Annotated in this window: 15 protein-coding genes; all 15 read right to left on the reverse strand. The window is 56.4% G+C overall.

Annotated features, from left to right (window positions below):
- The 15 genes from ACFSKT_RS27915 to ACFSKT_RS27985 all read right to left on the reverse strand — a co-directional run bounded on the left by ACFSKT_RS27915 (position 1) and on the right by ACFSKT_RS27985 (position 24,564).
- A complete protein-coding gene (locus ACFSKT_RS27915) occupies positions 1-897 on the reverse strand; it encodes a ComF family protein (protein ID WP_377719030.1) in 897 nt (298 codons plus the stop codon).
- The gene (locus ACFSKT_RS27920) at positions 894-3,347 is read right to left on the reverse strand and encodes a helicase-related protein (RefSeq protein WP_377719031.1); all 2,454 of its coding nucleotides are present in this window, start codon (positions 3,345-3,347) and stop codon (positions 894-896) included. Before ACFSKT_RS27920 ends, ACFSKT_RS27915 begins: the two co-directional genes overlap by 4 nt.
- A gap of 141 nt (positions 3,348-3,488) precedes the next feature.
- Entirely contained in the window at positions 3,489-4,052 is a 564-nt protein-coding gene (locus tag ACFSKT_RS27925) for a hypothetical protein (protein ID WP_377719032.1), read from the reverse strand.
- Positions 4,053-4,318: 266 nt separating this feature from the next.
- A complete protein-coding gene (locus ACFSKT_RS27930; RefSeq protein WP_377719033.1) occupies positions 4,319-5,578 on the reverse strand; it encodes a hypothetical protein in 1,260 nt (419 codons plus the stop codon).
- A gap of 43 nt (positions 5,579-5,621) precedes the next feature.
- Complete coding sequence (locus ACFSKT_RS27935; protein ID WP_377719034.1) at positions 5,622-6,182, reverse strand: zf-HC2 domain-containing protein; 561 nt, start codon at positions 6,180-6,182, stop codon at positions 5,622-5,624.
- Entirely contained in the window at positions 6,179-6,925 is a 747-nt protein-coding gene (locus ACFSKT_RS27940) for an RNA polymerase sigma factor (RefSeq protein ID WP_377719035.1), read from the reverse strand. The genes ACFSKT_RS27935 and ACFSKT_RS27940 overlap by 4 nt, the downstream gene beginning before the upstream one ends.
- 222 nt (positions 6,926-7,147) lie before the next feature.
- Positions 7,148-7,879 (reverse strand): response regulator, encoded by a 732-nt coding sequence (locus ACFSKT_RS27945; RefSeq protein ID WP_377494889.1) that lies wholly within the window; start codon positions 7,877-7,879, stop codon positions 7,148-7,150.
- A 3-nt stretch (positions 7,880-7,882) separates the two neighbouring features.
- Entirely contained in the window at positions 7,883-9,043 is a 1,161-nt protein-coding gene (locus ACFSKT_RS27950; RefSeq protein WP_377719036.1) for a sensor histidine kinase, read from the reverse strand.
- A 73-nt stretch (positions 9,044-9,116) separates the two neighbouring features.
- Positions 9,117-11,816 (reverse strand): stalk domain-containing protein, encoded by a 2,700-nt coding sequence (locus ACFSKT_RS27955; RefSeq protein WP_377719037.1) that lies wholly within the window; start codon positions 11,814-11,816, stop codon positions 9,117-9,119.
- A gap of 172 nt (positions 11,817-11,988) precedes the next feature.
- A complete protein-coding gene (locus ACFSKT_RS27960; RefSeq protein ID WP_377719038.1) occupies positions 11,989-16,377 on the reverse strand; it encodes an Ig-like domain-containing protein in 4,389 nt (1,462 codons plus the stop codon).
- A 151-nt stretch (positions 16,378-16,528) separates the two neighbouring features.
- Complete coding sequence (gene metK, locus ACFSKT_RS27965) at positions 16,529-17,737, reverse strand: methionine adenosyltransferase (RefSeq protein ID WP_377719039.1); 1,209 nt, start codon at positions 17,735-17,737, stop codon at positions 16,529-16,531.
- A gap of 229 nt (positions 17,738-17,966) precedes the next feature.
- Complete coding sequence (locus ACFSKT_RS27970) at positions 17,967-18,254, reverse strand: small, acid-soluble spore protein, alpha/beta type (protein WP_377719040.1); 288 nt, start codon at positions 18,252-18,254, stop codon at positions 17,967-17,969.
- Positions 18,255-18,430: 176 nt separating this feature from the next.
- On the reverse strand, positions 18,431-18,943 hold the full coding sequence (locus tag ACFSKT_RS27975; RefSeq protein WP_377719041.1) for a hypothetical protein: 513 nt from the start codon (positions 18,941-18,943) through the stop codon (positions 18,431-18,433).
- A 114-nt stretch (positions 18,944-19,057) separates the two neighbouring features.
- Entirely contained in the window at positions 19,058-21,598 is a 2,541-nt protein-coding gene (locus ACFSKT_RS27980; RefSeq protein WP_377719042.1) for a hypothetical protein, read from the reverse strand.
- Between the two features lie 155 nt (positions 21,599-21,753).
- On the reverse strand, positions 21,754-24,564 hold the full coding sequence (locus ACFSKT_RS27985; RefSeq protein WP_377719043.1) for an S-layer homology domain-containing protein: 2,811 nt from the start codon (positions 24,562-24,564) through the stop codon (positions 21,754-21,756).
- Positions 24,565-24,613 lie beyond the last annotated feature (49 nt).

Consider the following 24,613-nt stretch of genomic DNA (forward strand, 5'->3'; position numbering starts at 1 on the left):
TCAGGAACGGGCAAGCGTTAGCGCATAAATCTCAACGCATATACCAGGATGAAGACCGTGAAGGGCCTTGGCGAGCGCCTGTGCGCAAGCGTCGATCGTGCTGCCGGTCGTGTAAATATCGTCGACCAGCAGCAGGCGGAGCGGCTCGCGGGCGGGGCAGGCTTGAGGCGCTCGGAATTCGGACCAAAAGGTGGCGACGATCGGCACGGCATTGCGAGTGCGGTCCGGAAGGAGCAGCGCTGGTAATCGTAAATCATCCGCCGCGAACAACCCTAACGTGTTCCGCATCCTCTCTCGCCGGGAAATAAAGCTCTGCTTGCCACTGTTCCGCGTACGGCGCAGCGCCTCCACAACCGGAATGGACCAACGCGCGCCCACGTAGGATGCCAGCTGTTCCGCCTGGTTGAATCCCCGCTCCGCCAGTCTCTCCTCGCTCAGTGGCACGGGAACGAGCGCATCGAAGCGAAAATGAGAATATCTTGCTCGACGCTCCGCAAGCAAATGGCGGCAAGCTTCCGCCATCATCTCGCCCAGCACCGGCATCAGCGCCTCGTGTCCCCGGTACTTGTACATCGCCAGCCAGCTCCGGACGGATGCGTCGTACCGCACGGCGCTGCGGCTGGCGACGAAGCTGGCCGCGGTTCTGCGCGCGCAGTCGCCGCAGCGCTCCGGCCTGCCGCATACCGGACATTCGATCCGCCGAATCCAAGGAATCGCCTCGGTGCAGGCCGGACATAAGCCGGCAAACGAGACCTTGCCTTGATTGCGGAAGGCTCGTCCGCATACCGGGCAAGCAGCGTTCGAAGGGGATAGCATGGCGAGCGCGCTCGAACAGCCAACTGCGACCGCGCCGCGGATCGCGTTCAGCGCCCTCGCCGCCAATTCCGCGGCGCTCAACGGTTGGCCTCCGCGTGAGGGGAGAGGGCGTTCGGCATAGGTACAGAAGGTATGGCGGGGTTACGCGGTTGGAGCGGATCGAACGGCTTGCCGCTTCCGCTTCCCTTCAAGTACCCTTTCTTCGCCGCGATGCGGTTCATGGCCCGAATCTCCCGCACCGCGCTGCGCTGCGCGTTAGTGATGGCGGGCGCGCCGAAGTAGACGCGGCCCGCCGGATCGTGCAGCGACCTCCCCGCTCTGCCCGCCATCTGGATGAGGGACGCATCGTCGAACAGCCGGCCGTCGGCGTCCAGAATGAAGACGTCGCTTCGCGGAATCGTGACGCCCCGCTCCAGGATCGTCGTCGTCACCAGCAGCCGGATGGCGCCGTCTCGGAACATTCTGACTTTGTCGGCCCGCTCTACGTCCTTCGAGGATGTGCCTTCGATGGCGACGCCCTTGAATTCTCGGCGGAGCCGCGCGACGAGCGGCGCCACGTGGCGAATCCGCTGCACGAACACGAACAGCTGGGCGCCGCGGTCCAGCGAGCGCTGGAGCGCCTTTCGCAGCGCCGGCGGGAATCGAAGCCCGCCAAGCAAGCGGTCAACGGCCGGTATGCGCAGCATGGCCGGCACCGGCAGCGGATGGCCATGGAAGCGAACTGGCACGCGCGCGTGCGGCAGAATTCCCCGCTTCGCCTGTACCCGCAGCTCCGGCGGCGGCGTGGCGGACAGCAGCACCGTCGCGCCGCCTTGCGCCAACGAACGGCTCGCCGCATAGTGCAGCTGAGGATCGCCATGGTAAGGGAAAGCGTCGATTTCATCGATAATAACAAGATCGAAGCCTTCCCGGAAGCGGAATAGCTGATGCGTCGTGGCGAGGGTAATGCTTCCGCTCTCCCAGCGCTGCGTGCTGCCGCCGTACAGCGTGACGACCCGCTCCGCCGGGAACGCGCGGCGGAAGCGGGGATCCAGCTCCAGCACGACGTCGCGCCGCGGCGTCGCGATAAGGGCGCGACCGCCCCGCTCGAGCGCGGCGGCGACCAGCGGGAAGATCATCTCGGTCTTCCCGGCGCCCGTGACGGCCCAGAGGAGAAACGGACGCCGAGGAAGCCCAGCGGAATCAGGGGCCGTGGAAGGAGCACACCGCGCTTCGCCTCGCTTAGGTGGCGGATGCGGCGCCGGCAGCGCGGCACGCGTCTCGGGACCTGTGCCGTCTGCACGATTCCCTCCCGCTTGCAGAAGGCGCAGACGGTTCATGGCCGGGGCGAGCAAGCCCGGCAGCCGCGGATAGGCTCGAGTAAGCAGCGGCGTCGACAGCGCGGCGAACCGGGCGGCGAGTGGCCGCCACGCCTCGCGGAGCCGAGCCGCGGGCTTGGCGCGCCGCCTCGCCTCCGGCGGCGCGTGCTCGATGTAGCTCAGCGCGGCGGTCGCGGCCGCCTGCTGAGCAGGGCTCAGGTCCCATGGCGCGAGCCTGGCCGCCATGGAGAGCTGCGGCGCGGCGGCCGTTGGCGCCGCGCCGGCAGGCGATGGCGTGCCGAGGATGAGCAGCCCGCATTCGCGGCTGCGGCCCATGGCGAGGCATGCCTCGCAGTACGCGCACGCGCGGCGCCCGCATGCGGCGCAAGGCGTGCGCCTCAGCTGCGCCTCGCCGCTGCCGCAGCGCTGGCAGCGGCGAGGCCGCGGCGCGGTGCCGGCCGCGCGCAGCCGAGGGCGGCGTTGAGGCGGCGCAGGCGCAACCGCCGCCTCCAGGCGAGCGAGGCCGAGCAGCGCGGCGAGCTGAAGCCGCGGCGCAAGCTCGCGCCACTCGGCGACGCCTAGCAGCGCGAGCGCCTCGGTGACGTGCAAGGCGCGGCCGCGGAGCCGTTCGGCGTCCCGCCTCGCCTGCCGAGCCAACGCGGCATATGCGCCAAGCCTGCCGGCCGAGGCTGCGCCAGGCGCAGCGAGTCTGGATGCGACATCTGGCTCCCCGTCATCCCTGTCCTCTCCATCGCGCGAGCAGCTGGCGCGATGCGATTCCCACTTCAAGATTAGCCGCGCGTAATCCGCCCTGCATCCGTCTCTCTCCCCGTCTCGACTCCCAGCTAAGCTCCCTTCCGCTTCCATCGCTTCCCGCACGCAGCGGCGAAGCGCCGCCTCCGCGGCCGACTCCTCCTGCTCTCTGTCCGACGTCATCCTGCTCCAACGCGCCGTCACTTCGATCGCGACACCCAGCGGCAGCGGCTCGTCCCATACCAGCATCTTGCGGTCAAAGCGAATCCCTCTCTCTTCGATGCTGCTCATGCGTTCTGCCCGTCCTCCCGACGGATGCCCCGCTTGCGGCCGCTCTTTCCGCTCGCCGTCTCCTCCTTGTTCTCCACGAATCCGCTCTCCGCCCGGGGCAAGCCAGAACCTGCGATCCGTCTCCGGGTCGAGCGTCCATCGGCACGAGCTTGCCCGCTCCTCCAACAGCGCATATACAACCACCTTCATCGAGCCATCCTCCTCCGCAAGCGCCGGACGACAAAAAAAGCACACCGATGCCGCCGCATGATGCGGCGCACGGGTGTGCTTCACTCGTCCGTCTTCCTATTGCCACTCATTATAACCCGCCTCCGGGTCGCTGACAATGTTCTACTGCGGCAGCTTCGACCAATCCGAAGGCTCGCGCAAATCCACAAGCACCGCATGCTCCGGCTCGGTAATAATGCCTTCCGCCTGCAGCATCCACATCAGATGCGTAGGCTCGAACGTTTCCGCCTTCGCGCGCGCGCCATTCTGGCGGCGCCTTTTGCCAACCCTTAGTAAACGCTTCCATTTCGGGAGATTCCCGTCTCCCGTCTCGATGCCTGCTGCCGGATGTTCATGCAGCGCCCCCTGAAGAGTCGGTTGAAAACTCCCCTCGAATTTCGTCCCGTCCTTCAACTGAACGTCCATGCCTTTCTTGGCGAACAGGCTCGCGATTCGAACCGTATCGTCCTCCGACCCTCGATCGATGATCGTCACCTGCACTTCTTTTCCGCTTCGGTGCGAATACCGGCGCAGCCCGCGCATATACCATTCCATCCGCTGCTGCTCATTGCCCGCAAGCAAAACATAATGTTCCGCCTTCGGTTTCTTCCTGAGCCGGAATGCCGCATGCACGAGAGCCGCCGCCACCAGATAACACCCGATCACCCACAGCAAAATTTCGATCATGGCGGCCACCTCCTTTATGCCAGTTTATGCACCGCGGCGCCCAGGGGTTCCGGAGAAGAAGACAAGTTCCGCGGTTAGGCGGCCCCCCTTTCCATGCGTAAGGCGGCGAATCCACAGCCCCCTCAAAAGAAAAAAACCGCTCGGGTTCCCATTCCCGAACGGTTTCGTTCCACGATTCCATCATATAGAGCCTGCAGTGGCGGTCTTCCCGCAGCCGTAACGCCAACTCAGCATTCGCTGAAAAACCTCTTCCCTTCGCCCGAGCCCTACTGCGCGAGTCCTTCCCTTGCCTTGCCGCCAAACAGCAGCTTCACCCCGGCACCGAGCAGCAGGAGCGCCGTGACTCCTGTCTTAAAATAATACCGAAGCTCATGCGCCCAATAGTTGAGTCCGAACACGTCGAACACGTCCAGCAGCAGCCGGTCGCCCACATAATACAAGCCCATGGCGATCAGCGCGAGGCCCAGCCACTTGCGCTGATTCATCAGGCCGCTTACGATCGGCACGTCTGGCACGAAGCCGTCCATCGCGTAACGGGACTGCATTTGCAGCGAATCAAAAAACGCGTAGCACCATAAAATCGGCACGAGAAAGAGGAACAGCGACAACTCCAGCGTATCGAGCAAATAGATGGACAGCAGGAACCCGGCCATGAACTGCAGCCCTCTACGTTGTAGTCCCAAGTACATATGCCCCGCGCCCGGCAAAATGGACAGCACGGTCGCGAACAGCCGGCTTCGGCGTCCGCCCGCGCGGTGATCGTCCCAATCCTCCATGATGGAACGGTCCAGCAGCGGCTCCCCCGATTGCTTGCGCTGAACCATGCGGATCGCGTCGAACAGGCCATACAGCCAAATGATCGGCAGCACGCCGAGGAACACGAGAAATCCGCCTTCGCCGGAGAGCGCCGTCACGAACAGGATCATCGTCAGCAAGCCGAAGAAACCGATCATGAACGTTAACCCGCGCTGCATCAAGCCGAGACTCAAGTGCCCCAAGCCAGGGATGAAGGATAGCAAAATCGTCAGAAACCGCTCGCCCGCATCATCCTGCCGCGCAGGTATGCCGTAGTTCGGCGGCGGCGGTCCAAATGCACCTGTGCCGTGCGACTGGCCGGACCCATATCCGGAAGCGGAACCATTCGCGCTGCCGTCGAACGCGGAAGGCGGCGGCGGCGCCCCGTTCGCCGCTGCCCCGAAGCCCGCCGCTCCATAACTCGGGTAAGACTGAGGACCATGCAGCGGGTAAGCCGCGTGATGTTCCGGCGCCGGCTTGCCATTCGGGTAGCGCAGCAAATAGATGACCAAGTCCAGCATATTCAGAAGCCAGACTAAGAAAGCGACGACGAGTCCCATCGCGAAGATTTCCATCTCATTGGCCCCTACGCCGAGCAGGAAACCGCCCGCCGCGATACCGAATACGAAGAACGCGTAAATAAACCCTTTGCCCTTCCGGCCGGCCGCCCAATGGCCAAGTCCCGGCACGAGGCCGAGCAGCAAAATGACAATCGGATTACGTACCATCATTCCATCTCCTTTATCTTATCGGCTCGACTCCCGCGGCTTCCGTTCATGGACGCTCGCTATCGAGCACTTTATCAATCACCAGCGACGTCTTGGCCATGAGAGCATCGCTCAGCGAGCCGCCCTGCTCCTGCTGACGTTCGGCCTTCCACTGCTCCGGCTGCGCCGCCAAACGGTCAAATACGCCGGTGGACATCATGAGCAGCATGACGCAGACGGCGATGGCGTAGTGGATGAGGGTGCGTTTGCGTCCCGCATCCCAGACGATTCGCCTACTCCGACCTCCGCTTGCCTTATCAAGCTCCGCGTCGTTCGCAGCCTGTGCGCCGTCCGTATCCGGCAGCGCGGATCGAGCCCCGGCCGCCGCCGTCCCCATCGTCTGCGATCGCGAAGCCCCCTCTGCGATCGCGGCAACAGCTAGCATCACGCGATCCGTCACGTCATCCGCCCGCTTCGGGTCCATTGCGGCCATACCGCCGACCGCCTCCATGTACGCGAGCAAGCATGCTTCGCATCCCGCCAAATGATGTTCAAGCTCCAAGCACTCGCTGCCCTGCAGCGCTCCCGCCGCATAGCGCTCCCATCGTTCCCGCGCCGGATGCATCATGTGAAATCCTCCTCCTTCCAGCGTTTGCGCAGCCATTGCTTCGCCCGGTACAGGCGAGACTCCACGCTCTTCACCGCCAGCGACGTCTCCTCGGCGATCTGCCGCTGATTCTTCTCCTCGAAATAGTAAGCGCGCACGACCGCGCCGTAGCCTTCCGGCATCGCATCCACCATGTCGCGCACCTGTTGTTCCCGTTCGCGCCTCAGTGCTTCCGTCTCCGCCGGCGGCGCGCATCCATCCCTATAGTCACCTTCCAGAGATCCGGCGGCCGTTGCCGCTTCCACCCGCTCTGTCCAAGAGGTCCGTCCTTCCACGTTCTCCCGCAGCTCCGTACCATTCGCAGGTCCCGCGTTTAATTGCCGTGTCCGCTCCCGTTTCCGCCGCAGATCAATCGCGCAATTGACCGCGATCCGGGCAGACCACGCCTGGAAGCTTTGCCCCTTATAGTGAGGGAGGGAAAGAAACATCCGCACCAGCGCTTCCTGTAGTGCGTCCTCCGCATCTTTCGGATGCCGCAGCACGCCCCACGCGAGCGCATACAGCCGCTGACGGTGGCGGACCGTGATCAGCCGGAACGCTTCCCGATCTCCGGCCAGCACGCGGCCGACGATCTTCTCGTCGCTATTGTCGGCCTCCCGCTCGTCCACGCTCAAGTCTTGTCCTTGTGCCGCGTTCGCGTCCGTTCCGGTCGACCGCATCCGTGCCGGAAGCCGGTCTAACTCGCTTCTTTCCTCGTTCTGCACGGATTCCTTTCGCCAGCTCGCAATGCCGCTCCCCTCCCTTCCCCTTGATCACGCCGTTTTTCCTTCTCTATATAAGACGAACCTCGACGCCTCCACCCCTGCCTGTTTCGCAAATCTTTTTTTGGAGGTAATAACGTAATGAACATCAGCACCGTGCGCGGCTATCCAGCATGGAAAAAGGCCCCCGCTGGCATGCGGAGGCCTTCGAACGAAACGATGCGATTATAATTCGACCCAGCCGAATTTGATGGAGTTGATAACGGCTTGCGTGCGGTCATCCACTTCCATCTTCTGCAGGATGCTGCTCACGTGGTTCTTGACCGTCTTCTCGCTAATGAACAAAAACTCGCCGATCATCTTGTTGCTCTTGCCTTCCGCCATCAGACGAAGCACTTCCGCTTCGCGGCGCGTCAGCGGGTTGTTCTCGCTCGGGATGAACTTCACGCCGGCTTCGCGCGTCGCGGCGGCGCCGGACACCGAGCCAATCTCGTCCAGGTATGTCATACGGCGAAGCTGGTTGATCAGCTTGCCCGTTACTTTCGGATGAATATACGCATGGCCGCTCACGACCGAGCGGATTGCGTTCACGAGGGCTTCCGCCTCCATGTCCTTCAACAGATAACCGGATGCGCCCTTGCGCAGCGTCTCGAAGACGTAGCTCTCGTCGTCATGGATGGACAGAATAATAACTTTGACGTCGGGAAAAATATCGCGGAGCCGCTCCGTGGCGATAACCCCGTTCTCGATCGGCATGTTGATGTCCATCAACACGACCTCCGGTTTGTTCAGATTGCAGAATTCCAGCACTTGAATGCCGTCGTTACACTCCCCGATAACCTCCAGGTCATCCTCCATATTGAGTATGCGCTTCAAGCCTTCGCGGAACAACTGATGGTCGTCGGCGATCAATATTTTAATTTTGCGTTTGCCATTCGTTGGTTGAGCTTCCATCATCTATTACTCCTTTCTTTCCTCCGCATTGATCGGGATATGGATCGTAATCTTCGTCCCTTCGTTAATCGCCGATTCGATTTCCAGCCTCCCCTCAACCAATTCAACCCGCTCCCTTAAGCCGATAAGGCCAAAATGCGTGCTGTCCTTGGTCCGGGCTTCGACTTGGTCGACACGGAATCCGACGCCATTGTCGCGGACGACGATTTTCACCATCTGCGCCTGGTAGGTGATCTCCAATGCAACGAAAGAAGGGTTGGCATGCTTGTAGGCATTGCTGAACGCTTCCTGTACCATCCGATAAATACCGGCCTCCATCGCGGAGGGCAGCCGGATCTCCTTGCCAATGGTATCGAAGATCGTCCGAATCTTGGTCTTCTCCTCGAAATCCTGAACGTATTTGCGCAGCGTCGGTACCAATCCGAGATCATCCAAGGCCATAGGACGCAGGTTGAAAATAATTTTGCGAATCTCCTCGATACCGGAGCGCACTTGTTTTTTCAATTCTACTAATTCTTCCTGGACAATTTGAAATTCCTGCTTGTGCAGCATTCTTTCCGCAATTTCCGTCCTAAGCACTAGATGCGCCATCGATTGTGCAGGACCATCGTGGATCTCGCGGGCGATCCGCTTGCGCTCTTCTTCCTGGGCGAGTATGATTTTCATCCCAATGAGTTGTCGATTTTTGGCGGATTCCAATATGCGCGTCACATTGTTCAGATCCCCGGATAAATATTCCAGGACTACATTAATTTGCGAGGCAATCGTCTCCGCGCGCTCGATGGACTGCTCGATGTTGCGAACCCGCTTCTGCAGCTCGTCCCGTCGCGCCCGCAAATACGTTTCCTTCTCGCGGAACACCATCAGGTCGAGCTGCAGCTGGGTCGCCTTCTCGTAAGCGCTCTTGATATCCTCTTCTTTATAACGGACGAAATCCCGGCTGACCTCCGTCAGCCGGACGCGCGCACGGCGGTATTCGATCTCGAGCTTGTCGACCTTCTCGATAATCTCAGCCGTCTCCGCCAGAATATCCGTCAGCTCCTGGCTGAGCGAGAACAACTCCTTGCGCGCCGATTCGCATATTTCATACACTTGGTATTTGCTTTCTTCCATCACATTAACCGCATTCTTGATCACACGGTCGATATCGTTAATGCGATAGTCCACGTCTGCATCGGCTCGCTTTCTATGACACGCATTCTGCCCTTATCATACCACAGAATGGCCAGTCAACGTCGAATTATTCGACGGAGATCACCCCTGTTTTTGGATCCCAGCCTACTTTCAGGCCAAGCTGCTCCGAAACAAGACGAATCGGCACGAGCGTACGGCCGCCTCTGGAGATCGGCGCCACCTCGGATTCCGAGCGGCTGCCGTTCAGCAGGAACGAGGACTTGCCCAGCCACATCTCCAGCAAACGGTCTCCGCGAAGCACGGTGACACGCTTGAGGGTGCCTTCCCAGTTGATCTTCGCGCCCATTGCGTCCGCCACGAAGCGCAGCGGCAGATAGGTCGTGCCCTCCAGCGCGATCGGCGCCACGTCCAGCTTCGTCGCTTTGCCGCCGATGGAAGCCGTCTTCGAGCCCAACGTCAGCTGGATCGACGGGCTTGCCTTCGTTTCGACCGATGCCGGGTATTGGAAGCCGATGTTATCGAACACCACCTGGCCCGTCAGCGCACGCTCATCCTGGTCCTCCTGCAGCGAAGCGACATACAGCCGCTTCAGCTTGACCGGATACGTCACGCCCGCCGGCAAATCCGCCTTCAGCTGCTTCCAGCCGGCAAAGGTAATTTTGTCGGCCAACGTAACCGGATACGCCTTGCCTGCCGCATCGATGAATTCGGCGCGCAGCCAGTTCAAGCTGCCGTCACCGTACACGTCGACGGTCATGCTGGACGGCTTGCCTTCCACCTGGCGTCCCGAGCCGTTCAGCACCGCATAGGCGGCTTTCGTACCCGAAGCGACTTGCGAGAAATCGTAATCCAGCTGGAGCGCCTTCGCCGAGGCTTGCTCCGGCAAATCGCTTACGAGGGCCACGCCCCCCGTTACAGCATTCGTGCTTTGGAACGTAATTGGGTATGTCGCCGCTTCAAAATCTTCGAACTTCATGTTCGAACCCGCGGTCAATACGAGCATGGCCGAGAATCCGTCGTACCGGGCGATTGCATAGCCTGTCGCGCTGCCGGCGGCCGCGCTCTGCACGGTCAGCACGCCGTCCTTCACGCTGCCCGCGAATCCGCTCAGCTCCCATTTCACCGAACCCGCCGGAATCGTCACCTTGCGCCCGTCGGCCAGCACGGCTTTGACCGGCACCTCGAACGATTTGCCCGCCTCCAGCACCGGCGCCCCGGCTGCGATGGTCATCTCCTCGATTTGTTCGCCGCCGATGATCTCGATCTCCAGCTTATCGCTAATGCTGCCGGATATCGCCTTGACCGACGTCTTGCCCGCCTTCTTCGCCGTGTACGTGCTGCCGCTGAACGTGCCGAGTCCTTGCGCGTCCGTCCACGTCGCCGCGACCGCACCGGCATCGATCGGGTTATAGAAGGTATCGTACCCTTTAAGCGAATACGACGCCTGCTGGCCGACGAACAAGACCGTGCTGCCGCTCGCGGACAAACCGCGCAGCTGGCCGGCTGGCGCCAACGTGTATATGCCGAGTCCGTTCGTTACCGCGCGCTGCGAGCCATTCTGCGTCTCGTGCGCGAGCGTCGTCTCCGTATCGCCGAGCGGACGGCTGATCATCGTGGTCGAACCGCCACCGTCGAGGTTAATGCCTTTCCATACGCCGAGCTGCACCATCATCGTCTGCAGCTCCTTCAGCGACATGCCTTCACTCTCACCGGCCGCCTCCACGGTAATCAAATACGCCTTCGTGCCGTCCTGCGAATAACCAACCGTCGTGCGCGACACCTCGGACGAGCCGCTCACGCCGGTAATATCGCGCGAGAAAGCCGTCGTCCGGCCTTGATCGACCAGAATCGTATGCCCGCCGACGAGCATCTGAAGCGAGGCGGTGTCGACCGGTTGGCCCGTCGAGGACGCGACGAGCGAATAGTTGGCGTTGACCGTCGAACCGACCGGCAGATGCTCCGCAACGAATTTAGCCGCCGTACCGTGCGTGCGCAAAATAAAGCCGTTCGCAGGCGGCGTACCCGGGATCATGCTGTTCACGGCGATCTGTTGTACCACATTGTCTACAATGAGCACTTCCGTCGGCGTAGCCGACGATTCCGCCGCGCTCGGCCGCGCCGCCGTCCAGGCGCTCGTGTAGATATGCGCCGCGTTCGCGTGACTGTACCCCTGGCTCGGATCCGTGCGGTAGGCGCCTTTATTCAGACCCGCCAGCGGGAACGTCGCGCCGTCCTGCGCCACGATCGTCCCCTGGAACGTGAATAGGTCCACGATTGGTTTGCGGTCGGCCGTCACCGCGAACGCGTACATCCCGTTCAGCTGCGAGGAGCTCGTAACGAGCTGGCCCTCGTTCACCTGCGCTCCCATCGGATTGCCCTTGGCCGCGGAGGACGTATCGAAGAAATCCGCGTTGATGCCCGCCACCGCGCCGGTCGTTTTCACCATATTCCCGACCGAGCTTTTGCCCGTGATTGCACCCGTCTTGCCGTTCATCACGTCCAGCTTGACGTACGGATTGGTCAAATCAACCTCAATGACATGAACATTCGATATCTCGCCGTCGCCTTGCGTCCACTGATAGTGAATCAACTTCGCGCCGGAGGTGATCATCTCTTCGTTTAGCGCCTTGAGCGCCTGCGCGGTCGTCGCTGCGGCCGCGACGTTATAGGCAGGGGGCAGCAGCAGCGCGACAGGCTGGAGCAGCAGCGCGGTTCCCAAGGCCACCGCGACAATGGTCGTGCTTGTCCGTCTCTTCGTTGGCTGTTGTATGCGAACGGTTCCCCGTTGTTTCGTAAGCTTCGTCATGTTGGTTGCAACTCTCCCATCTCGAAATCTACCTGTTATAGACTCCGAAACTAGCAAGAAAGTTACGGTCGATAGAAAGCTCCTATCGGGCATTATCAAGTTGAAAAGAAAAAGCTATCTCTCCTTGATGAGGAGAGATAGCTTGGTAGATCGCTTCGATACCTTGGTCGATTTAGGTGTCCATCAGCCCGTTGAGATTCAGCAGCCGCTCGATCATGACGGCGGCTTCCGCGCGCGTCGCGTTCGATTTCGCGCCGAAATTACCGTTGGACATGCCATTGATGACACCCATCTGCACCGCCTTGGCCACGTCGACCTGCGCCCACGTGCCGATCTTGGCGCTGTCCTTGAAACGCTTGAGCATCGTGGCTGCATTCTGAGACAGATCCGCCTTGTTGCCCACGTACTCGGCTGCCCGAACCATCATGGAAGCCATTTGCTCGCGGGTCACCGGGCTGTTCGGCTTGAAGCTGCCGTCCGTCATGCCCTGGATGATGCCCGCTTTGGCCGCGGCGCCGATATAGGCCATTGCCGCATGACCGGTATTGAGATCCCGGAATTTCGCGGCCGCGGTTTTGTCGCCGGAGAGCCCCAATCCTTTGGAAATAAAGGTTGCGAATTCGGCGCGCGTAATGGCTTTCTTCGGTTCGAACGTCGTCGGCGTCCGCCCATCGATAATATACTTGTTCGCCATGAGCAAGATGTCGTTGCGCGCCCAGTGCGCGCCCAAATCATTATAAACGACGTTGCCTTTGATGACCGCGTAGGCGCTGTTGCCCTTGCGCTGGAAGGTCACGACCGATTTGCCGTTGGCCGTCTCCACGTGCGTCGGCGCGTATGAAATCTTGCCAACCTCCGGGTCGTACCAGACCACGGCCGTCTGGCGCGTCTCGAGCGCTTGGTCGACGGTAATCGAACGTTTGACATAGCCATCGAAATTGCTAATCTTCGTCGCTCCGCTGTTGTTGACGATGAAGGTCTCCATATTCACCGGTTCGCCGATCAGCTTGGAGCCCGCCGCGCTAATCGACGTCGTCAGCGGATCGGTCAAGCTGTTCGAGCCCATGTCGATCGTCACGAGCAACGAGCCCGACAACGAAGCGGCGGAACCGTCCAGCGGCACCTGATCCAGCGGCATTTCGTAGCTGGTGTTCTTGTAGTTCACGACGACTTTGGCCTTCGGAAATTTATCCAGGGCCGCCTTCAGCGGGGTCAACGGGAACGCGACGCTTGCGCCCGCTTCGGTCGACGGCACCGTAAAGGACAGCCGCGGTTCTCCGCCGATCCCGGTAATCGTATCGAAAGCCGCCTTCACTTTGCTCTCGGGGAGACTGTACTTATTGACGCTTTTCCCGCCCGGCGTCGTCGTCGGCGCCGTAGAAGCAACCTGCTTCTTCAATCCGATGCCCCCGCCGGTCACCGATTCGAAATCGCTAGTCGGATCGTCGGACCATGTCGTCTGATTCGCGGCCGTCAAGTCGGTGAACCCTTCCGCGGTTACGCCGCCGGACGAGCGCAGCATCGATCCGCCGCTAGTCAGATAGCTGACTTTGACGGCATCGCCGATCGACACCGGCGTCACCAATGTGAGCACCACCGAGCTTCCGCTTACTTGAACGTTGGAGATCGAACGCACGGAATTACCGGACCTCACAGTGAATTGCGAGGTTAGCGGGATCGCGCTTGAACTTAGGTTTTCGGAGAAATTCAGCGTTATCGTACTCCCTTTGGCAATCGCGCCGATTACGGTCAACGTTGAACCGGCGATGGAGATGCCCATGTTGCTAAAGGAGTCCGCCGGATTCCCGGCCAAGTCCGTCAAATACGGCGTCTGTCGCGTGTAGCTGACGCGAATCGTCTGTCCGCTCGACACCGCGGATGACAGCGTCAAATCGACTTGATAACCGACTACCGTCACCGTGCTGACCGTTCTCGCCACGCCATCCACCAGGACTGCATAGTCACTGGCGGCCGGCTTCGTCGTCGTGCTTAATGCTTCATTATAGGTCAGCGATAATTTATTGCCCGAGACCGTCACCGTTTGCAGCACCGGAACGGCCGTATCCACCCCGTTCAGAATCTGGAAGGCGGAGAAGCTCGCAACCGGGTTACCCGAAACATCGGTTAGCGGGTGACTACCTCTCGTATACGAGAGCGTAACGGTTTGGCCAACCGACACTTCACTGCCGCTCATATACAGCGTCATCAACGTTCCCGTGCCTCCAACGCTGGAGAAGGTGCGATAGCTGCCGTTCACATAAGCGTAAAATTGCGTGAACGCCGACGAAGAAATGGCGCTCAGCTCTTCGCTGAAGGTCATCGTGATCAAATTGCCCGCTACCGTGCCGCTAATCGGTCTCGGTACCGTCGTATCCGGCGTATTGGTGACGAGCTGGTTCGATAGGCTTGCCGCCTTGGTCGCCGTAGACAGGCTGCGGATCGCCCCCGCATTCAACTCGGTCGGAGCCGTGTAGTACAAGCGGATCTCTTGTCCGTTGACTACCGGGCTCTGCAGCGTCAGATAGACGTTCGTATCCACAATCTGAACGGCTGTAATGGCACGATAGGTACCGTTCACCGTGACGTAGAACGCACCCGCCGACGGCAAGGATGCACTGTCGAGCATTTGATTGTAGGTTAAGGCGATTCTGCTGCTGCCCGACATCGCAGCGGACGTTACGGTTGGCGTCCCGGTCGCCGCAGACGTTCTGAACGCCCATTGATACGTGTTCAAAATGCCGTCGAACGTATTGCCCGCCAGGTCGGATATCGCGTTAGCCGCAATTTCCACATAGTAATTCGTATTCGCCGAAAACAGCTGTGGCGTGATGTTCAGCTTCCGGTTATTATCCGGGTCAATGGCCATCGTAGCCGATACCGAAGAACTCGAAGATACGGGTCTGAAACTAACCCCGCTGGCATTCATCAACTTGATCGGTTCGCTGAACATGATGCTGAACGATCCACCCGTCGTCGGGACGGTCTCCACGCCATTCGCAGGTGAAAGCGTCACGATCGTCGGCTTGACTTTATCGCTGCTGACGGTAAACCGCCAGGTCGTCGTATCGTTGCTCAGCATCCCCGCGAAATTATTACCGCTCGCATCGCGGAACGCTTGCGAACCGATTTGGACATAATAGGTGGTACCGTCCACTAACGTCACGCCCGGCGTAACGGTAATCTTCGTCGTGCCGCCCCCGCTTACTTTGGCATCGGTGACCGGGATGGACGCGATCGTCGTGCCGTTCGGCGCTGATTTCAGGACGATGCTGCCGTTGCCTTGGAAAACGGGTTCATTGAACGTAAGTTCCAATGTGGACGATGTTGAGGTTGAGGTATTCGATGGAACCTTCGTCGTCAGGACAGGCGCAGCCGCATCATCGCCATATCCGGTCGTAAAGTTCCACTCGCCCGCATCCAGCATCCCTTCGTAGAGGGACGAGACATTCGAGCTGTCCCTAAACGCTCCCGCATCCACCAGCACGTAATAGCCAATGTTCGCGCCAAGCGGTGAAGACGGCTGCACCGTAACCGTCGTTTCGTTCGTCGACGAGTTAATGTTCATTTGGACCGCGCTCGACGAGGAGACGTCAAAATGCTGGACTAAACCGTTGTCCGCAATGCGATAAAGCGATATTTGCCCGATATTGCGCGTAAGGCGCTTCGGGAACGTCATCGTCAGCGCCGACCGAATGTTGACCGCATAAGCGCCATCGGCAGGCGAAAGCACCGGCGTACCAAGCGGAGGAGGCGTTGTCGTAAACGACCAGTTGCTGCGCGCAATCCCCGCAAATGCATTCCCGGATGCATCGACGAAAGCAGTATTCGGCACTTCAACTTGATAGGTCTTGTTCGTTCTGAGGTTAGATGGAAGCGTGATCCGAATGGTGCTCGTGCCACTTCCGCCCACGCTCGAAGACGTAACGGGAATCATGCGCGTATCGCTGCTGTTGTCGCTATTATGCAGCGTAATGAAGCCGCTGTTGGTATAGACGGGTTCATTGAATTGAATCGCGAGTTGGGTGCTAACGGCGACGTTCGTCGCATTGTTGACCGGCGCAAGCGGCGTCGATACGGCCAATTGCGGGGCTTGCGTATCCGCCGCGTTCGACGTGGTCGTGAAGTTCCAACCCGATGTGTTATTAATACCTGCATAGTTCGCGCTCGTCGAGACACTGACGAATGCGCCCTCCGCAATATTGACATAGTAGCTCTTGCCCAATTCGAAGCTTTTGTTATCCGGCAGCGCGATCGTGACGATCGTCGGATTGGATGGATTAATGGTAATTTTGCTCGACGAAACCGCGTATTCCGTGAACACGGTGTTATCCATCTCATAAATGCCGATCTTCGAAGCATCGGGTCCCTTCCTGACGCTTTGGTCAAACGTCAGGACCAAATTCGCATTGACCGGGACATTCGTCGCCGCATTCGTCGGTGTCTTCACCAGGATTTGGGGACCGACGGTATCTGCGTAGGCAATCTCGTAATTATGGCCGGCCAATCCGGTTTGGATTAATAGTGCTGCGAACAGAACATATACGATCCATTTGCGTATCAACGTCTTTTCACTCCCCAATCTATTTAAACATCTGTACTATATTTGTCGGCCAGGCTGTGAGAAAAGTGAAGATAGCGCCAGAAAATAACATGGATCGGCTATCTACGCACAAAAAAAACCGCACCCGATCGGGTGCGGTTCGTTTCTATGCTTAGGCGTTTACTTGCGCGTCTGCTTTCAGCTGCTCAGCTTTGTCGACGCGTTCCCAAGGAAGGTCGATGTCCGTGCGGCCGAAGTGACCGTAAGCCGCTGTTTTGCCGTAAATCGGACGGCGAAGGTCGAGCATTTTGATGATGCCCGCCGGGCGCAGGTCGAAGTTTTTCTTGATCACGTCAACCAGCACTTCTTCGCTTACTTTGCCCGTGCCATACGTGTCGACGTTAATGGAAACCGGAGTCGCTACGCCGATCGCGTACGCCAATTGGATTTCGCATTTGTCCGCCAGGCCAGCCGCTACGATGTTCTTCGCCACGTAACGAGCCGCGTATGCCGCAGAACGGTCAACTTTCGTTGGATCCTTGCCGGAGAAGGCGCCGCCGCCATGGCGAGCATAACCGCCATACGTGTCGACGATGATTTTGCGGCCTGTAAGACCCGCGTCGCCTTGAGGACCGCCGATAACGAAACGGCCTGTTGGGTTGATGAAATATTTGGTTTGCTCGTCCAGCCATTCTGCAGGCACGACCGGCTTAATGACGTGCTCCATGATGTCCTTCTGGATTTGCTCGAGTGTGACTTCTTCGGCATGCTGTGTGGATACGACGATCGTGTCGACACGCTTAGGCTTGCCGTCTACATACTCGATAGTGACTTGCGTCTTACCGTCTGGACGGAGGTATTCGAGCGTGCCGTTCTTACGCACTTCGGACAGGCGACGCGCGATCCGGTGGGACAGCGCGATTGGCAGCGGCATGAGTTCTGGCGTCTCGTTCGTCGCGAAGCCGAACATCAGACCTTGGTCGCCAGCGCCGATATCTTCGTTCTCTTGACGGATGTCTTTGCCGTCGCGCGTCTCGATCGCGGCGTTAACGCCTTGCGCGATGTCCGCGGACTGCTCGTTCAAGGAAGTCAATACAGCGCAAGTCGTGGAGTCAAAGCCATATTTGGCACGCGTGTAGCCGATTTCTTTGATCGTCTTGCGCGCGATCGCCGAGATGTCCACATAATCCGCGCGGCTGCTGATCTCGCCGATGACGAGTACCAGACCTGTCGCTACGGATACTTCGCACGCTACGCGCGCGTAAGGGTCTTGCTCGAGGAACGCGTCCAATACTGCGTCCGAGATTTGGTCACAAATCTTATCGGGATGCCCCTCAGTGACCGATTCCGAAGTAAACAAATGCCGTCCTTTAATCGACAATGTTTTCAACCTCCTGCTACTCAAAATAAAGGTAAGTATGAAGAATAAGACATGCATGGGTTCGAAACAATAGAAAAGTCAACACGCCACACATGGACCTAACGAAACGTCTCATCCAAAAAATCAACCTTTTCCGGTGATGGAAAAGGTCGCTAGTCAACTCTCTAAAACAGTATGATACCGAAGTTGTCGCTTGGTGTCAATGGCTGTTGTCTTGTGTTAGGCGCCATTACAAGCCGTTCAGAACACGCTCGGCCTGCTCGACCAATCTGCGCGTAATCGAGCCGCCAATATAGCCGACATCGCGGGTCGCGAGCCGCGACCACGGTACGCTGGCCGGATTGCTCGATTCGCCCACCGAGCCGAAATCATCTGCCGCAAACTCCGTCATGCCCAGCCGGTCCGGGGTCACCGCGCCTGCCGTCAACCCGAGTTCTGCCGCAATTTCATATTTCATTTGATCGATCGCCGCGCGTGCTTCGGGTACCACTACAATGTTGCTCCGACGTCTTGCCATTTCGTCATGCACCTCCTGTAGTTGATATCCGTATTGTGTACGCGAACGCATGCTTTGACCCGGATAACATGTTGGCTGCAGGGGGAAAAATAAGAAGGACTGACAAACGGCATTGTCAGTCCTTCAATTAATATGAGACATCGATTACCACTTAAGAATGGTCGCGTTGACCACGCTTAGTTCTGCGTAGGGAGGTCTTTAACTTCGTAATTGCCTCTCACCATGACAGTCAGAGTCCCCTTGGAATCCGCGGCATGCATAATACCCCTACCAGCCCGAGGGAAAATCACCAGATGATTGGCAGGAACCGATTTACCGTTTGCTATGTCCACGCCGTCCGTCACGTCGGAAATGCCGTTGGCATCCGTACTATAGGCAGCGGCTTTGCCATTCCGTAATATGACCTCCGCACCTGCGCCGGCCACTAACACTTTCCCTACCGGAACCGTGACGATTTCAAGGGCTGTGCCCGCTTGCGAAGGTTCGTCCTTCTCCGGCGTAGTCGGCTTAATGGATCCGCCAAGTTCGGCTAACTTCTGATCAACGTAGCTCTTCGTCACGACCGGATCCTCTACTGAGCCCGGCGTTGCCGAATTACCATCTGCTTTAGATTGCAGCTGATCCACTCCGGACCATATCGCAATGGTTAATGGAATGATCACAACCACTGCCCAGAGCTTGCGCTTCATTCCCTCACTCCTTTCGTCCATCCCTATTAGCATACTAGATTCTCTTTCGTCCTTCTAGCACGAAAAAATAGATCCCGGACCAAGAAGTTGAGGCCGGGATCTATTTCCTGTCGATTACGGGTTGACGCTAAACCAGCGGAGTTTCTTGCTTGCTACTAGCAACTTGGTGTTTTGGAAGACATCGTACACGTTGACTGTGTAGTTATCGTATTTGGTGATCCTGCTTTGAATCGCCGAATCCTGGAATACCATGGAGAGTGGGGAAGTGATCGCTTCTTTTAACCACTCTTCACCGCTTGCGGCAGACGTTAAGGCGAACTGCTTGCTGTAGGTCACCTTCTGATCATCATCGTTTACAAATTCGAACATGACCTTATGATCGCCAGCGATATATTCGTATTGGGCATCTTTTTTCAGCGTGTAATCCATAACCATTTTCAGACCGTTTACACTGAATTCTCCAGCTACATCCAAGTAGGCATTAATGCGATACAGGTCCAAAACATAGCCAGCGAAATTTACATTACGAAGTTCGGTCTTGGTTGCCGGCGCGGATGACGAGACAGAATAAGCCACTGGCTTTACGACGATACTGGTTGCTGCGGTAACCGTATTCTCGCCACCAGTGGTTGGAGTCCCACCGCCGGCGCTTGTGTTATCTGTATAAGCTTGACCGAGATATAACGAATACGATGACGTGTCGAAGCTCTTCGAGATTGCAGCCCATGCGGACAGCAGCACCTTGCTTCCAGGGCTAACCTTTTCTTTCACTTCCGCGAATTGAATCGGAACAACGATGCCATTCTTGTCTTTTATGTAGCCGCCGAGCTTGGAGATCAAGGCTGCCCTGGATTCATTATTCGTCACTTCGAACTCCGCGTAGAAGTTATTTTTAAGCTCACCTGTGAACACCGCAGTGCGTAGAATTTTAGTGGATGATTTCTTCCCTACATTAGAGATGACGTATGGTGTTTCGCTACTTGCCAAACTTGCTTCATTAATCCGCTGTCCCGTAAATTGATATAATTGCTTGCCGGCTTTATCCTGTACAGGCTCTGTGCTGACAAAGGTAATGTTATTAAATGTCGTCGTATACGGAATTTCCGTATTGACGATAAACTCTGCCGAAGCGCCTGGAGCAATTGTAATTGCATTGTCGAGGGCCACGGCTTTTTTCTCCGTCCCAACCTTGACGCCATTAACCATGAAATAGCCACCGAGGCTCGGAATCTGCTTGGTCACGTCACTGTTGTTCGTAATCGTTAGATTCGCCACGAGCATATCATTGTCTTCATATGGCGAGCGATCGATCGAGTTCAGCTTAATACCGTAGTCATTGTAAGCGAACGAGCTTCCTACCCCGCCCTGCTGCGATGCTGTACGGATCAAGTAATTGGAGATGACGTAGGATTTCTCTTTCTCGGTTGCGGTGCTCTTCATGACCAATTGCGACTCCTCGACCTTCACTGTGGAAGGCAGCGAACCGCTCAATGTGATCGTATTCTCAATCCCCGGAAGTATCGAAGCGTTCTCTTCTTTGGTATACGATAGCGGGTAACTCGTACCGCTCTTCGTCACGATGAAGAAATCCAGGGCAGGGAATTTAATATCTTGCGCACCGGAGTTCGTCATCTTGTACTCCAATGAGATCTCGTTTTTCGTCGCGCCTTGGGTAACAAATGCAGATCCTGCTTGCGTATTTATCGTGGTGCCGCCCAAGAAAATGGACCGTGTTTTGCCAACCGGCGTCGCGCTTAGCGTTGCGGCTGCGGGCAATGCAAAATTACCTGCGCCCAGGAGCACCTTCGAAGCTTCGTCATTTTGCGCAACGACGAACGAGAGCGGTTTGCCCGCAACGGCTACTGGCAGAGTCGCGCGAAGTGTGATGATTTTGCGTTCTTTCGGCTGCAACATCGTTTGGTCCGTACTCGAAGACGTTACACTGTAGACGGACAGGCCTTGCGTCTGGACGAAGAAATTTAATTTCGAAATGTCAATCGCTTGCTGCCCGACATTTTCTAGCAGGAAGTTGACGGTTAAATAGCCGTTCGTTGCATCCTTCGTTATAAGCGTTTGTTTGACCGCACCGCGAATTTTACCATTGTTAATCAGCATGACCTTGTCTTTAAATGCCGCGACTTGGTCAGTACTGTTGGCCGGATATTGAATCGTGCCCAAAGTCCGTTCGTAGTTCGCGACCGTGAAGTCCCACTTGATGACATTGAAACTTAAGTCTTTCAGCTGGGTCGGCGTGTCCACTACCGCATAATAGGTCACGTAAGTAGTGGATTTAGGAGCGACGCTTTGCTTTTCTTTGTCCCCTTCGACAACAACGGCTTTGAACGTTTTGCCGGATTTGGACTTCACGCGCAACCAATAGTCCATCAGATCCAATGGCGAAGATCCGTTATTCGTGATGGCCACCGAGAAGGCAAGTACCTTTCCTTTGTCTTGCATCAAAAAGTTGACATCTCGAATATATAGAGTGCTCGAAGCATTCAATTTAACGATCTTGCTCGCCAGACTAGCGGTTGCTTGCGTTGTCGCAGCCGCTGCCGAGACAGGTCCTCCCGTCGGAAAAAGGGCTACGGTTCCGACGAGCAGCGTGGTCGCGGTCACCGTGGCGATTCCGTTCTGGATCCACTTCTTCTTCACATTCATTCCTCCTGCGTCTTGTATATTAATATAGACGCCTTTGGTTGCGAGTTTGTTTCGTTGTTTAATGAGAATTTGTGCTCATGAAGTTTATTCTGCGCATAAAAAAACAGGAAGAGTCTAAACTCTTCCTGTCTTTTGATAAATGAGAGTTCTTATGGGTTTACAGCAACAGTAGCCGTGCCTTGAACTGCGTTGTTCGTCCAGTAAGTCAGTGTTGCAGTACCAACAGCTACACCTGTAATAGTGTACGTTGCGGCATCAACCCTTGCAACTGTAGCTACTTTGGAGTCATTGGATACCAATGTACCGTTAGGTGCAATGGAAGCGCCGTATTGGTCTTTCACCACAACTTTGACTGTTGCTGTACCAGCAACTGCTGCGCTGTATTCCGTTTTGTCCAATTCTACTTTTGTAGCGACTGGAGCAGCCTCGGATACTGTTACAACTTGTTCAGCAAGTTTAGTGCCGCTCGCATCATAAGCAGTAACTGTGGACGTACCAGCTTTCAGACCGTATACTTTAGTACCGCTAACTGCGAGTACGGAAGTATCCGAAGAAGTCAAGAAGTTGTAAGCGCCTGTTTGGTTGATAGCAACTTCTGTACCGTTTTGCAGTTTACCAACCAGGTTTACTGTTACAGCATATTTGGAATCCGAATCGATAGCAGCGCCGTTCTCTTTACCGCCATAAACTGTACCAATTGTTTTAACAGCATAGGACTTAACGTCGTCTGTCTTAACAACTGTTACGTTGAATTTGTACTCCGAACCCGTTGCAACACCCTTCAGCTTAACAGTAACTTCGACAGTACCAGCGTTTGCACCAGCAACCAGCTTACCGCCAGTGTAGCTGAGAACGCCAGTGTTTGCTGCCAGGCTAACTTCATATGCGTCAGCAGCAACGTTCTTAGTACGGTTGTAGCTGTCGATGTAGAGAATGTTGTCTTCGTCGAAGTCAACGGATACACCAGCTGCGATTGTGGTAGCAACGTCTTTAACACCGCTCACTTTAACAGCTGTAGCCGCTTTGTTAACAGTCAGACCTTGCACGGAACCAACTTGCTCGTTGTCAACATATGCATATACATATGCTACGCCTTCGGAAGCAAAACGCAGAACCAATTCACCTTTAGCGTTGATTACCGCTTTAGTCAGTGCAATGTTGGACTGGATTTTCACTTCGCCAGCAGCAGGAGTTGTAGCCGTAGTTACTTTAACGTCTTTAGCCGCAATTTGGCCACCGAATTGATCTACTGCAGCAATTGCAAACGCAACATCTTCGCCGGCCGCAACAACGGAACCTGGAGCGGAGATTTGAAGCGTTTTAACTTTAGTAGTTGCTTCAACTTTGAACGACGTGCTTGCATTTGCACCTGTTGCAGGGTTAACCGCATTCAGAACGATCGTACCGGATTTTCCAGCTTTCGTGTCAATAGTCAGAACGCCGTCTTTGTCAACTGCGAAGTGAGTGATTGTATCCAATTGGTTAATCATGAAAGTGATGCCCGATACTACAAAGTTGTTAGCATCTGCTGCAATTGCAGTTTTTGCTGTTTCTTTAAGGGTAATCTTAGTGCCATACTGATCAGTCAGTTCAGTTGGAACAACCAGTCCAGCGTCGCCTGCTGTGATACGAGTTTTGTCTTTGAGTGGAGCAACCGTACCGAGGACGATTTTCGTTGCTGCACTGCCAGCTACAACTTTGTAAGTCTTAGTAGCCGTAATACCGCTCGAGTGAGTAGCCGTTACAACGATGCTGTCGTCAACTTTAGCAACGTCATCGCTCTTCAGGTCGTATTTCGCACCAACGCCTGTGCCGGATGCCGGATTGATCGTAGCACCTTTAGTTGCATTGAAGACCGTAACCGTTACAGCGGCATTTGTGATCTCTTTATCGAATTGGTTCAGAAGCTTAACGCCCAGGCTTTGACCGTCAACTTTTTGAACGGATGTAGCCGAGATGTCAATTTTGGAAGGTTTTTCGTCTTCCACTTTGACTTTTTGTGCCGGGAAGCCTTTGACCGTCAGATCATATTCAGCAGCAGGAAGGAAAGTCGAAGTAAGAACAACGGACTTTTTGTCTTCCGACCATTTTGGAGTAACTGTGTAGTTGATAAGACCGTTTTTAACTTCATAAGTCAGTGCCGCACTTTCAGTAGCGGACAGCGGACGGTTGAAGTCAACCGTGATTTCGCGTGCATTTGTTTGTGCAGCTTTCACGAGGGAGATAGCGCCAAGCGTTACTTCTACCGTGTATTTGTTGCCTTTGTATTCAACTTCTACTTTTGTAGCTTTGCCAGCTTCAAGAGCAGTCGTCAGTTCTTTTTTAACTACGCCGCCGTCAGCAAATGTAACTTCGATGTTTTTGTCATCGATTACTTTTGCTTCTTTAACGGAGTTGGAAACTTTGGAGAACACTTCGAACGAAGCGTCAACAAGGTTGCCGCGAGTTGCGTTTTTCGTGTAGTCAGTGGAAGTTTGGATCAGGCCAGCTGCCACTGCTGCTGCAACGTATTTCGTAGCCCAAGCGGAAGTTTTACCTTCAACTTTAGCATCGTCTTTAACTTCAAGTTTCAGAGCCGTTACTGCGATTTTCGCAACTTGCTCCAGGGAAACGTTAGCTTTAGGGCCGAATTTGCCAGCGCCGATGCCTTCGATGATTTTTGCTTCAGCAAGCGCGCCGATTTGGCCGATTGCCCAGTGCGTTGCAGTTACGTCTTTGAACGATGCTGCAGCAGCTGGTTTGTTCTCGAGCTTCAGAAGCGTAGCGAGTGCTTTCGCGAACTCAGCGCGCGTCATCAATTGATCAAGGTGGGACTCACCGTTGATACCTTGGAAGACACCAGCTGTTTTCAATTGTTGGAACTTTGCTTCTGTTGTCAGCGGATCTGCAGCGAATGCTGCCGATGCGAACATCGAGAAAGCCATGGATGTAGCGAGAATTGCGGATAGACTTTTCTTCATAACCTTTTTTTCTCCTCCTCGATTGTGGTGCACTTTGTTTGTAGAAGTA

The sequence above is a fragment of the Paenibacillus xanthanilyticus genome (genome assembly GCF_042682185.1).
Classification (GTDB): Bacteria; Bacillota; Bacilli; order Paenibacillales; family Paenibacillaceae; genus Paenibacillus_Z; species Paenibacillus_Z xanthanilyticus.